This is a genomic window from Bacteroides sp. MSSM.1001136sp1_RTP21357st2_D2_RTP21359_211015, assembly GCF_040913205.1.
In the GTDB taxonomy this organism is placed as follows: domain Bacteria; phylum Bacteroidota; class Bacteroidia; order Bacteroidales; family Bacteroidaceae; genus Bacteroides; species Bacteroides ovatus.
Genome location: NZ_JBDFVF010000038.1, coordinates 1 through 13,279, shown reverse-complemented (window position 1 = coordinate 13,279; position 13,279 = coordinate 1). Strand labels below are relative to the sequence as shown.

General features: G+C 43.0%; 8 protein-coding genes. 1 reads left to right on the top strand and 7 read right to left on the bottom strand.

Annotated features, from left to right (window positions below; all coding sequences use genetic code 11):
* Positions 1–2: 2 nt before the first annotated feature.
* From AB5217_RS20540 to mutA, 6 genes are all read right to left on the bottom strand, one after another.
* On the bottom strand, positions 3–3,524 hold the full coding sequence (locus tag AB5217_RS20540; RefSeq protein ID WP_004312402.1) for a SusC/RagA family TonB-linked outer membrane protein: 3,522 nt from the start codon (positions 3,522–3,524) through the stop codon (positions 3–5).
* 179 nt (positions 3,525–3,703) lie between these two features.
* Complete coding sequence (locus AB5217_RS20535; protein ID WP_008776280.1) at positions 3,704–4,849, bottom strand: hypothetical protein; 1,146 nt, start codon at positions 4,847–4,849, stop codon at positions 3,704–3,706.
* A gap of 32 nt (positions 4,850–4,881) precedes the next feature.
* On the bottom strand, positions 4,882–5,865 hold the full coding sequence (locus AB5217_RS20530; RefSeq protein WP_032843991.1) for a FecR family protein: 984 nt from the start codon (positions 5,863–5,865) through the stop codon (positions 4,882–4,884).
* A 118-nt stretch (positions 5,866–5,983) separates the two neighbouring features.
* A complete protein-coding gene (locus tag AB5217_RS20525) occupies positions 5,984–6,604 on the bottom strand; it encodes an RNA polymerase sigma-70 factor (protein WP_032843992.1) in 621 nt (206 codons plus the stop codon).
* A 227-nt stretch (positions 6,605–6,831) separates the two neighbouring features.
* Positions 6,832–8,979 (bottom strand): methylmalonyl-CoA mutase, encoded by a 2,148-nt coding sequence (scpA, locus tag AB5217_RS20520; protein WP_032843993.1) that lies wholly within the window; start codon positions 8,977–8,979, stop codon positions 6,832–6,834.
* Position 8,980: 1 nt separating this feature from the next.
* On the bottom strand, positions 8,981–10,882 hold the full coding sequence (gene mutA, locus AB5217_RS20515; protein WP_368112600.1) for a methylmalonyl-CoA mutase small subunit: 1,902 nt from the start codon (positions 10,880–10,882) through the stop codon (positions 8,981–8,983).
* Positions 10,883–11,151: 269 nt separating this feature from the next.
* Between mutA and AB5217_RS20510 the strand changes: the two genes are divergently transcribed.
* Positions 11,152–12,816 (top strand): putative transporter, encoded by a 1,665-nt coding sequence (locus AB5217_RS20510; RefSeq protein WP_004321876.1) that lies wholly within the window; start codon positions 11,152–11,154, stop codon positions 12,814–12,816.
* 90 nt (positions 12,817–12,906) lie between these two features.
* Here AB5217_RS20510 and AB5217_RS20505 read toward each other — a convergent pair.
* Positions 12,907–13,279: AAA family ATPase (locus AB5217_RS20505; protein ID WP_368117380.1), on the bottom strand; the 373-nt coding region annotated here is incomplete at its 5' end.

Genomic DNA, 13,279 nt, shown 5'->3' with positions numbered 1-13,279 from the left:
GTTTAAAAAGTTACGTTCACTCCAAAAGAATAGGTCTTTGACCAGGGATACAACTTTGCGTTACCATTTGCCGATTGGATGGAATTTTCTGCCGATGCTTGTTCCGGATCAATGTAGTCGCTCTTTAGCGGAGAGAAGGTAAACAGATTCTCACCACTGAAATAGATATGCAGGCGTTCTATCTTTACCTTCTTCGTCCATACGGCGGGAATCGTATAGCCTACTGTGATATTCTTCACTCTGCAATAAGCCAGATTCTGCAAATAACGGTCGTTCACCACTCCCAAAGAACGGTTATTGCCGAGGGCAAGATACCCTATCGGACGTGGGAAATAAGCATCGGGATTTTCCGGGCTCCATACCTGGCTCAAGAAATCGCGTGGAATGAACGATGAATACGGACGAGCGTATGGTCCCCAAAAGAATACAGAATTAGTACCCGGATACCAGTCTTGATGTCCTACTCCCTGAAGATAGATGGAGAAGTCGAATCCATACCAGTCGAATCCACCTTGAATACTGTATGTATAGCGCGGCAATGAGTTTCCGATTATTTTACGGTCGCCCGGATCATCTGCCGTGTTCGAGCCGGAAGATATTGTATGGTCGCCGTCTAAATCAACAAATTTCATATCACCGGCGTGAAGTCCCGGATTCACCTGCGCTGTATTGATAACGAAGTTGACTGCTGTTTGGTCGACGTTATAGTTTGCCGCTTCTTCGTCTGTTCTGAAAAGTCCGTCTACTACATATCCCCAGATATCTCCCAATTTCTGACCTACATAATAATCACTCAATATCTTGGAAGGATTATCGAATTTGGTTATTTCCGATGTATTATCTGCCAAGCCTACAGACAGGTTATAACGGAAAGGTTTGTTTGCCAGTTTGAAAGCATCATTCCAGGTCAGCATCAATTCCCAGCCTTTGGTACGCAAGTTGGCTGCATTTTGCTTGGGCTCGTTGGCTCCATAAGCACCGGGAAGCTTTTTGCCGGAAGTTTGCATACCTTTAGTATCACGAACATAGGCATCGGCAGTCAGGTTCAGACGGTTGTTCAGGAATCCGAGATCGAGTCCTACGTTCCAAGTCGAAACGGTTTCCCAGGTCAGGTCGGCGGAATTCGGGTCGGAGACACTTGCATAAGAGCCTTTCTTCTGATCGCCAAAGATATAATTCATTGTACCGTTGGTATTAATGGTTTGGATATAATCGTAGTATCCTACCTGCTGATTTCCCAACGAACCGTATGACAGACGCAATTTCACATTATCAATATTCTTCTTTAAATTCCCGAAAAACGGTTCTTCACTGATTCTCCATCCTACGGAAGCCGAGGGGAAGAAACCGAAACGGTGTCCGCTTCTGAAACGTGAACTTCCGTCATAGCGTCCACTCGTCTCAAATAGGTAACGACCTCCTTTATAGGAGTAATTAAGACGATAAAATGCTCCCAAAAGCGCATATTCATTTTGTCCGCCGGACATAGTCATCGCATCTCCGACTGCCAGATTTAAGTCATTCAAGTCATCGGAGAGCAAGCCCTGGCGGGAGACTTTGATATCTTTCAGGCGCTTGGTTTCATAATTGTAACCTGCCATGATTTTTATCTGATGGTCGGCAATATCCAGCATATAATCACCATAAACATTGAAAGCCTGATACCAATGATTGGTCTGCGTTTCTTTCAACTGATTCACACCGCTTCCGGTAGTCAGATAGGATATCTCACCCGGATACTTAGAATATGGTACATTTACTGTTCTGTTCATGGTCTGATAGTTATAGTGCAGGTAGCTGTAATTTGCACGGACATTCAGGTTCTTCATTACATTGAAACTTGCTTCGAAAGTCGTGGAAAACTCATACCGCTGGTCTTCATTCTTATGTTTTCCATAAGCAAGGATAGCTCCCATGCCATCCAAAACAGCAGAATTGCTCAACGAAGTCAGATACACCGCACTGCCATCCGGATTAATGGGTACAAAGCTCGCCAGTGCATGATTCACCGCAGTATTGAAGTTGTTATTAATACCCGATAATCCCGGATAAGAGTAACTATTATAATGGTACTTCGTGTTATTGCTGATTGTCAGTCGTGGAGTGATCTTTGCCGAGATTTTACTTCTGAAATTATACACCTTGTATTTATCAGGATTCTGTCTGAAGATACCCGTTTGGTCAACTGTATTTCCTGATAAATAATAGTTCAACTTTTCATTTCCTCCACTGACACTGATATTGTGCTCCCACATCGGTCTGTTTTTACGATAAAGATAATTATACCAGTCGAAGTTACCGTAATAGACGTATGTATCTCTTCCGTCACGTTGGTCGGTAACTACCCAGGGACGTTCGGGATTCTCCGTTTTATCATTCCGGCGCAACCAAAGCTGGCGGTAGTCTTCTTCCGTATAGTTGGTATAAGGCTTTCCGTTATAATTGGTATAAAACAAGTCGTTGATGCCTGCCGAATAATATCCCCTGGTTTCAAAATCAGTAGAAGTCGTCTGATTACTCCATGAATATCTTCCATCATACGAAACGGTAGTCTTGCGGGCGGAGCCTTCCTTGGTAGTCACGAGGATAACACCATAAGAAGCACGAGCCCCGTAAATAGCGGCCGAAGATGCATCTTTTAATACGGAAATGGAAGCGATGTCATTCGGATTCAAGCGGTCGATATCCCCTTCTATTCCGTCAATCAGCACTAATGGCGATGCATTGCCACTGATAGAATTCACACCACGGATATTGATAGTTGCCGAAGCTCCCGGATACCCAGACCCAAAAGTTACATTCATATTGGGCACAGTCCCTTGCAACATCTGTGAGGCTCTCGGCACGGGTCTGTCTTCCATCGCTTTACTGTCTACTACTGCAACAGCTCCCGTCAGGTTTATTTTCTTTTGAGTACCATAGCCTACCACCACCACTTCTTCCAGCGTAGCCGTATCCTCCCGGAGTATTACTCTCGAAGATTTCTGCAAGTCGGAGACTTTAATTTCTTTCTTCTCAAATCCAATATAGGACACAACGACTAGGGCATTGGCCGGAACCGAGGATAATGTAAATTCACCATCCAAATTCGTGATCGTTCCCATAGACTGTCCCATCACCTGTACACTGGCACCGATTACCGGGTCACCGTTCACATCGACCACTTTCCCCGTAACCCGATGTAAAGGCTGCGATGGGACGGCAGTAGTATTACGTTCTGTTTTCTTTGTGATGATAATCATCCGGTTTTGTAGTTTATACTCTACATCCTTATCCAAAACAGTAGCAAGCACATTATTAACAGTTGCCTGCTGAAAGGAAGCCGTTATCTTCTTGTTTTCATTAACCTCGTCCGTTTTATAGATAATGGAGTACTTCGTCTGCCGCTCAACTTCTTTCAATACCGCCTTCAGCGGCTCATTTTTAAAGACCTTTGTAACTGTCTGCGCCCGTAGTGACTGGACGCCCAAACACAACAGAATCAGGAGAAACAGTCTAAAAAATGAGTTTCTTCGGTCATTCATAATTTTATCAATTAAGTTGTTACAATTTAAAGTGATTTATATTTAAGGATATATATATTCGATTGTAGTATTTCTCTGAATCGCTTCTATAAGATAAAACAACTCATCATTCATCTGCCCAACCCCTATAAAAGCAAAAAAGCAGATTATTTCTGCTTTTTTGTATCGACTGGCTTTATTTATTCAGACCACTGGAATATCGGATAACCGTTCGTTCCTTTTTTCCAAAGATTCGGATTCCAGGCTACGATGATATTCCCCAGTTCTTCCGCTGACTTCGCCACTCCGTGAAAAGTTGTTCCCGTGGCTGATGATTCGTCTGATGCGGTAATCGTTTTTTCATTCACTTTGAGTACAATACTTTCGCAGGCGTAACAATTCTCATAACTGCCTAATGAAGCAGAGACCCCAACAATGCGTCCTACGGTTGACGAAGCATCCACTCCGGTCAAGTTACTCCATGCTGCGCTGTTCTTGATAGCAATGTCACAACTTTTGTCGATTTGTCCCAAAATACCGCCTACGCCTCCTTTAGTTGCACTGACTGCTCCGTATGCATAGCAGTTCTCAATAAATCCGCCGACACCTACTTTCCGTCCGGCAATACCGCCTGCTTTTCCGCCACTTGCCGCCTGATCGCTGACCGTTGCATTTGAATAACAGTTCTTTATATAACTTTCTTGCCCATCATAGCTATTTGCCAATACACCGGCTATTCCACCTGCCGCACCAGAACCGATTACTTCGCCGGTCGTATAGCAGTTCACAATTCTTCCTGTCTTATTTCCGTTACCTTTATCTTTAAGTCCGAGATAACCGGTAATAATTCCAATCCCCTGCCGAGCAGATGATACAGAAGCATTCACAAAGCCCACATTACGACAATCACCGCACAATACTCCGAAGAAACTTGGATAATCACCGGCAGAACATTTGAAGTTCTTAATGACATGGCTGTCTCCGTCAAAATCTATTTCATAAGGAAAATCACCGGAACCATTCAACGACTGCCAGTCATCAATGCCTGCCATATCAATATCAGCACCTAACTGGAAATAAACTTTCATTCCCGATTTCAACACACTACGCATATTTCTGATCTGCGTAGCATTCATTATCATATAAGGTTTGCTGTCCGTTCCGTTTCCTTTCTCGAACAAACCGCCGGCACCGTCTCCGTCACCATCACCATTTCCGTCATCCGTTTCCGTTTTTTCGAACGGAACACGAGTGTATGAGTCCAAAGGATTAGGGTCAGAACACGAGATTGCAACAGATGCCATCATCAACAGCATCCCAAATCTGCCTATTTGAGTAATATTCATACTTGATTTCTTTACAATTAAACATTGAGTTCTTATCTTATATATATATCCTTTTCCTTATATTCTACTTTGATAGGTATGATTTCTTTCAGTGCATCCATTACATCTACGATTGTCTCTTTATTACGCAACGAAACACGGAACTTCATATCGCCCAATTTCTCCGACTCTAACTGAATATGCACATCGTACTGACGTGAAAGCTTCTTCACCATCTCTCCTAACGTAATGTCATCATATTCAATCCTGTCTTCCGCCCACGCCATTGCCTGACGTGCATTTACCTTCTTTCCTTTCAACTGTCCTGTTGCCAAATCCAGAGAAATAGATTCTCCCGGAGACATCCGTATCTGATCTTCTTTATAATTCAACTCTACCGCTCCTTCCAGCAAGGTGGTTGTTATATACGAATCGTCCGAATAGGCAGATACATTAAATTTCGTACCTTTCACCACCACATCATATTCATGCGTCTTTACCGTAAATTGCTTTCCATTCTGTTTAGTCACCTCAAAATACCCCTCTCCTTCCAGCTCCACCACCCGGTCGGCTGTATTAAAATGATTCGAATATCTTAATACGGAACCTGCATTCAGCCATACAACCGTACCATCCGAAAGCTGTATCTTACTTTTATCCCCCAACGGAGCTTCGCAAACAAAGAAAGTCTTTGGCGTAAACAAGTAAATAGCCTGTTGAATACCCAACGTAGTACCGACAATCAATGCTATAACGGCAGCAATACGGGCTATCTTCCATATACCAAGTTTCGACTTTTTCAATAACGGAACAATCGCTTCCTGCGTATACATCTTATGCTTCAAAGCTTCCCATTCGGCATCTGTCTCCGAATCGGTATTCCGGTGATTCATCCATTCTCTCTCCCATTGACGGAACCTGCCATAGCCACCTTCCACCTGTTCGATATATTCGAACAGATTCTTTTCGTCAGCTCTTGATATGCGTCCTTCAAAATACTGAATAGCCAATTCACGGATATTTTCTTCTTGCTTCATGATATTCACTTTCTATAAGATGTAACAACCCATATTTCTTTTACCCAACCTCTGAAACAAAAAAAGCAGAAAAAACTTTCCTGCTTCTTATTCTTTATATAACCGAAGAGTGCATTGATTATTTCTGCTCCATCATCAGCCATGCCAATATCACTATATACAGATCCACCGGATAGCGTTCGCTAAAATGCCGGGAGAAATATTCCAAAGCCCTTGCTATATGCTTTTCGACTGCTGTGGTAGATATTTGTAGTTTTTCTGCGATTTCCCTGTTCTTCAATCCCCTGAAACGGCTTAACAAAAAAATCTCACGCGACCTGTCCGGCAACTGATTAAGCACAAGGGCAATCTGCTCCTGCAATTCTTTGTATAATAATTTATGTTCTGCATCCTGCATAAAGTCTGCATAGTAGAGTCTTTCTTCCCCATCCACCTTTGCCAAGTACTCCACCCGGTACTTTTCAACAATCGAGCGATGCTTCAGATAATTTAGACATCCATTGCGGACCATAGAAAAAAGAAGAGAAGTAAGTGAGAAGGCAGATAACATTTCGCGACGTTCCCAAAATCGTAAGAAACACTCTTGAATAATATCACGAACCGTTTCTTCATCTTCTATAAAACGAATAGCATACCCTCGCAAACGAGGATAATAACTCTTGAACAGAAACTCAAAAGCTGCATTATTGCCTCTTTTCAGCTCTCCCAATAATTGTTTATCATCCATGAAATCTACCATAGTTTAGAAATTTATGCGCAAAGGTACGGGTCAACAGTTAACAAAGTGATGACAATATTATGAATATTTTTTCAATAAATCAAATTTGAGGTACTTTTTTATAAAACGCCAAAAAGGAAGTTTTCAATAATAGGATACAAAAAAAGGGTCAGTTACTGACCCTTTTTTCTATTAATTCATGGTTTCCCACTTATTGCATATACAATCTGTCAATAAGAAAGTTTTCCTTATTCTTCATCCATTAGGATTTCCAGAATCTGACAAGCAGCTTTCGCTACCGGAGTACCCGGACCGAAGATAGCAGCTACACCTGCCTTATACAAGAAATCGTAATCTTGTGCAGGAATAACACCACCGGCAATCACTACAATGTCTTCGCGACCCAGTTTCTTCAGTTCTTCAATAATTTGCGGAACCAATGTCTTATGTCCGGCAGCCAGTGAAGAAACACCTACTACATGAACGTCGTTTTCAACAGCCTCGCGAGCAGCTTCCGCCGGAGTCTGGAACAACGGTCCCATATCCACATCGAAGCCACAGTCAGCATAACCGGTTGCTACGACTTTAGCACCACGGTCGTGACCGTCCTGTCCCATCTTTGCAACCATGATACGAGGTTGACGTCCCTCTTTCTTCGCGAACTTCTCGGCCAGTTCACAAGCACGTTTGAAGTCGCTATCGTTTTTACTTTCTGATGAATACACGCCTGATATCGTTCTAATTATTGCTTTATAACGTCCTACTATCTGTTCACAAGCATAAGAAATCTCACCCAATGTTGCGCGAACACGAGCTGCTTCCACAGCCAATTCCAACAAATTACCCTTGCCAGTCTTCACACATTCGGTAATTGCTACCAATGCTTTGTCCACTTCAGCCTGGTTACGTCCATCTTTCAAACGTTTCAGGTTTTCGATCTGTTCAAGACGGACTGCAGTATTATCAATTTCAAGAATATCAATCGGAGCTTCTTTTTCCAAACGATACTTGTTCACACCGACAATTGTCTGCTGACCACTGTCGATACGAGCCTGTGTACGTGCAGCAGCTTCTTCGATACGCATCTTTGGAATACCTGTTTCGATAGCTTTCGCCATACCACCCAGTTTTTCAATTTCCTGAATATGCTCCCAAGCCTTGTGTGCCAGTTCGTTCGTCAGAGATTCTACATAGTAAGAACCACCCCATGGGTCAACGTTCTTGCAGATGTAAGTTTCTTCCTGAATGTAAATCTGTGTATTACGGGCAATACGTGCGGAAAAATCTGTTGGAAGAGCAATAGCCTCATCCAATGCATTGGTATGCAAAGATTGAGTATGCCCCAAAGCTGCAGCCATAGCCTCAATACAGGTACGTCCTACGTTATTGAACGGATCCTGTTCGGTCAGTGACCAGCCTGAAGTCTGCGAGTGAGTACGCAACGCCAGTGATTTCGGGTTCTTCGGATTGAATTGTTTCACAATCTTTGCCCACAACATACGTGCAGCACGCATCTTGGCTATTTCCATAAAGTGATTGGTTCCAATCGCCCAGAAGAAAGACAGACGCGGTGCAAATGCATCAATATCAATGCCTGCTGCCGTTCCTGCACGAAGATATTCCAAACCATCGGCCAATGTATAAGCTAACTCGATATCCGCGGTTGCGCCTGCTTCCTGCATGTGATAACCGGAGATAGAGATAGAGTTGAACTTAGGCATCTTCTGCGAAGTGTATTCGAAAATATCTGAAATAATCTTCATAGAGAATGCAGGCGGATAAATATAAGTATTACGCACCATGAATTCTTTCAGAATATCATTCTGGATAGTACCGGCCATTTCTTCGAGTTTAGCACCTTGTTCCAGACCGGCATTGATATAGAATGCCATAATCGGAAGTACAGCTCCATTCATTGTCATAGACACAGACATCTTGTTCAATGGGATACCATCGAACAGCACTTTCATATTTTCCAATGAACAGATAGATACACCGGCTTTACCTACGTCACCTACTACACGTTCGTGATCGGGGTCATAACCGCGGTGAGTAGCTAAGTCGAATGCCACTGACAAACCTTTCTGACCGGCAGCCAAATTACGGCGATAAAATGCATTTGATTCTTCGGCGGTAGAAAATCCGGCATACTGGCGGATGGTCCAGGGACGAAGAGTGTACATTACTGAATACGGACCGCGCAGATAAGGAGGAAGTCCGGCAGCATAGCCAAGGTGTTCCATTCCTTCGAGGTCTTCTTTTGTATAAACAGGCTTCACTTCAATGTGTTCCGGTGTTTTCCAGTCAGCGGAGATACCGTTAGCCTTTTGCCATTCAGCACCATTAGTCGGCTGAAATGCGGCATATATATCGATGTTTTTAAAATCTTTTCTCATCTTACTTCAATAGTTTAGCGTTAAACTCTTTCAAGGTATCCAATACATTGACACGAACATGGATGAAGTTTTCGATACCTGCAGCTTTCAGGTCGTCCATACAAGCCGGAGCACCGGCAATGATAAACATAGCACGACCATTCAGTGCTTTGAAAGCAGGAATTGCATATTCAGCATATTCATCATCGCTGGAACAGATAACAACAATATCAGCTTTTGCAGCCATAGCTGCCTCTACTCCTGCTTCTACTGTCTCAAATCCCAGATTATCAATTACTTCATAACCGGCACAAGCCAGGAAGTTACAAGAATATTGAGCACGTGCCTGACGCATGGCCAGATTACCAATGGTTAACATGAACGCTTTCGGACGTTTGCCTGATGCTTCTGTTTCGAGACGCAATGCTTCAAACTGACTGGCAGCACGATCGAACACCAGAGTATCCACCTCTTTTTCGCAAGTGTGAGAGTCACCTCCGCAACAACACTTACCTTCAACAGGTTGCTTATTGCCAGCCTTTTCATTGAAGTTCGGGAATTGGTTGGTACCCAACAGCACTTCACGACGCTGTGCAACTGCTTTATGACGAGCTTTGTTGCTCTCATTCACAGCAGCCTGAACAGTTCCTGCTTTCAATGCCGCATAGAAGCCACCTGCTTCTTCTACAGCAAGGAAGAGTTCCCAAGCCTGTTTTGCAATAGCCACAGTCAGATTCTCGATATAATAAGAACCGGCAGCAGGGTCGATCACTTTATCAAAATGAGATTCTTCTTTCAGCAGCAGTTGTTGGTTACGAGCCAGGCGTTCTGAGAACTCGTCCGGAGTCTCATAAGTCTTATCAAACGGAGTTACCGTCATAGAGTCTACGCCTCCTAATGCAGCACTCATGGCTTCAGTCTGTGTACGAAGCAGATTTACATGTGCATCAAACAAAGTAAGATTGAAAGTAGAAGTTTCGGCATGAACCGCCATTTTTGCTGCGCAACGACATTCTCCGTTAGGACCTTTATTCTCGCAATCACGCACACATTCGGGATTGTAAGAAGCTACAATATTTGCCCAAAGCAAACGTGCCGCACGGAATTTCGCTATTTCAAGGAAATAATTGGAACTGATACCAAAATTAAATTTGATTTTCTTGGCTACTATGGCAGCAGGAATACCGGCATCAGTCAATTGACCCATATATTCATTTCCCCAAGCCAGAGCATAGCCCAGTTCCTGAGAAATATAAGCGCCTGCATTATTCAATGATAAAGCGTTTACATTCAGCACACGATAGAAAGGAAGCGGCTGAATGGCTTCAATCAAAGATTTGGCTGTCTGTACCATATCACCTTTCTCCTTGCCACGAGTCAGCATCTTGTTGAAGAAATCATAGTTGATAGAACCTTTCAGTTTCTTCACATCATAATCTTTCTTCTGGAAATAAGCTACCAGCAGATTAGCCAACTCAACCACATGCCCCTGACAGGTTGAGAAATTCAGTTCAACACACTCTGCCTGAATATCACTTAACAGTGTTTCAATATATTCCGCATTAAGTTCTTTTGCTTTCACATGGAAAGAAAGTGAGTCAACACCCTTATTTAGGATATCCAGTGCTTTCGCATTGGCTTCTTTCGGACATTCTACTCTAATTTCCTGACGAACCAACCATGCATTGTTGTCTTTTTTAGTTCCTCTTAAATAAGGGAACTCTCCAGGAAGTGCATCAGTAGTTTTTAAATCCTCCAGATCTTCCATCCGGTAAAAAGGTTTCACTTTAAACCCTTCGTTTGTTTTCCAAACGAGCTTCTTCTCAAAATCAGCACCTTTTAAATCGGCTGTAACCTTCTCCATCCATTGTTCGGTGGAGGCAGGAGAAAAGTCTGAGAAGAGTTTTTCTTTTTTGTCTGCCATAGTTTATTTAAAATTAAAACAAGATTAATATTGTCTTTATTTTTATCTATCTCTTTCTAAATGTCAGTCGTTCGACCTGCAAATATAACCAATAAGTTAAAACGAATCTCTTTTTTAGGGAAAATTCGCACAGGACGCCCCGATTCGTCAAGTGCATACAATCTGCATAGAAATTCTTCATTTTTAGTTCTTCTTTTATTTGATTAGCTCCAATGTTATGAGTAATTTTGCACTCGTTTTTAGAAAAACATTATAAAAACTGCTATATTATGGATTGGTTACAAAGTTTATTATGGGACCCCAGCTCCGTAGCTCACATCGTGCTCCTCTACGCATTTGTAGTGGCTGCCGGCGTGTATCTTGGTAAGATAAAGATATTCGGAGTTTCTTTGGGCGTCACATTTGTTTTGTTTGCCGGCATCCTAATGGGACATTTCGGCTTCACAGCCGATACACACATCCTACATTTCATCCGTGAATTCGGATTGATCTTGTTCGTATTCTGTATCGGTCTTCAGGTGGGGCCATCTTTCTTCTCCTCTTTCAAAAAAGGAGGAATGACATTAAACCTGTTGGCTGTAGGCATCGTAGTGTTAAATATTGCTGTCGCACTGGGGCTTTATTACCTCTGGAACGGCCGGGTAGAACTGCCGATGATGGTAGGTATCCTTTACGGAGCAGTGACAAATACTCCGGGACTTGGTGCTGCCAATGAGGCTCTGAATCAGTTGCATTATACCGGTCCGCAGATTGCTCTCGGTTATGCATGTGCTTATCCCCTCGGTGTGGTAGGTATCATTGGTTCTATCATTGCCATCCGTTACATCTTCCGTGTCAATATGGCGAAAGAAGAAGAAAGCCTGAAAATCCAAAGTGGAGATTCACACCACAAACCTCACATGATGAGCCTGGAAGTTCGCAATGAATCAATTAGTGGAAAAACGCTGATTGAAATCAAGAATTTCCTGGGCCGTAAGTTCGTTTGCTCCCGAATTCGCCATGATGGTCATGTAAGTATTCCCGACCATGAAACAGTGTTTAATATAGGCGACCAGTTATTTATCGTCTGCTCGGAAGAAGACGCTCCTGCAATTGTAGTATTTATCGGAAAAGAAGTGGAGCTCGACTGGGAAAAACAAGACCTCCCAATGGTTTCCCGTCGTATTCTGGTTACCAAACCGGAAATCAATGGTAAAACATTAGGTTCTATGCACTTCCGTAGTATGTATGGGGTCAATGTCACTCGTATCAACCGTTCCGGTATGGACCTGTTTGCCGATCCGAATCTGATACTTCAGGTAGGTGACCGCGTTATGGTGGTAGGACAGCAAGATGCAGTGGAACGTGTTGCCGGTGTACTGGGTAATCAGTTGAAACGCTTGGATACTCCGAACATTGTTACGATCTTCGTTGGTATCTTCTTAGGTATCCTTCTGGGTAGTCTTCCGATTGCATTCCCGGGTATGCCGACTCCTTTAAAATTAGGTTTGGCAGGCGGACCGCTGGTAGTGGCTATTCTTATCGGCCGTTTCGGTCATAAGCTGCATTTAGTGACTTATACAACCATGAGTGCCAACCTGATGCTTCGTGAAATCGGTATCGTTCTCTTCCTTGCCAGTGTCGGTATAGATGCCGGTGCCAATTTCGTGCAAACGGTAGTCGAGGGAGACGGATTACTATACGTAGGTTCCGGTTTCCTTATCACCGTTATCCCGCTACTTATCATCGGCACCATCGCAAGATTATATTATAAGGTAAACTACTTCACCCTGATGGGATTGATAGCCGGTAGTAATACCGACCCACCGGCATTGGCTTATGCCAATCAAACAACCTCCGGAGATGCTCCGGCAGTGGGATACTCTACAGTTTATCCGTTATCAATGTTCCTCCGTATTCTAACGGGACAGATGATATTATTAGCAATGATGTAAATCAAGTTTAGCATATAAACAATAAAGCCGGCTATATCCAAATGGAATATGCCGGCTTTATTTATTTTTTCAATCTGCTTTTCTATCCTGTCATACAAGCTGCAGTTTCTTTACTACAAATTCTTCAATGAACCGCACTGTCTCTTCAATTCCCAAAGAAGAAGAATCAATGCACAAATGATAAGTAGCTGCTGCTCCCCATGTTTTATAGCTATAATAATTATAGTATTCCGAACGTCTCTTATCCGCTTTTTCGATCATTTCTTCTGCAGCTTCCGCATCAATATGATGCATGCCACACAACCGCGCTATGCGATCTTCTTTAGAGGCTGAAATAAAAACATTAGCGCAACGAGGATGCTCTCTCAGAATATAATCTGCGCAACGTCCTACAAAGACACAAGATCTTTCTGCTGCCAGATGACGGATCACATCACTCTGTACTTTGAACAAAGCATCATTG

Excerpts from the sequence above, each read along its gene's own strand:
- AB5217_RS20540 (WP_004312402.1), bottom strand. The coding sequence starts at position 3,524 with ATGAATGACCGAAGAAACTCATTTTTTAGACTGTTTCTCCTGATTCTG.
- AB5217_RS20535 (WP_008776280.1), bottom strand. The coding sequence starts at position 4,849 with ATGAATATTACTCAAATAGGCAGATTTGGGATGCTGTTGATGATGGCA.
- AB5217_RS20530 (WP_032843991.1), bottom strand. The coding sequence starts at position 5,865 with ATGAAGCAAGAAGAAAATATCCGTGAATTGGCTATTCAGTATTTTGAA.
- AB5217_RS20525 (WP_032843992.1), bottom strand. The coding sequence starts at position 6,604 with ATGGTAGATTTCATGGATGATAAACAATTATTGGGAGAGCTGAAAAGA.
- scpA (WP_032843993.1), bottom strand. The coding sequence starts at position 8,979 with ATGAGAAAAGATTTTAAAAACATCGATATATATGCCGCATTTCAGCCG.
- mutA (WP_368112600.1), bottom strand. The coding sequence starts at position 10,882 with ATGGCAGACAAAAAAGAAAAACTCTTCTCAGACTTTTCTCCTGCCTCC.
- AB5217_RS20510 (WP_004321876.1), top strand. The coding sequence starts at position 11,152 with ATGGATTGGTTACAAAGTTTATTATGGGACCCCAGCTCCGTAGCTCAC.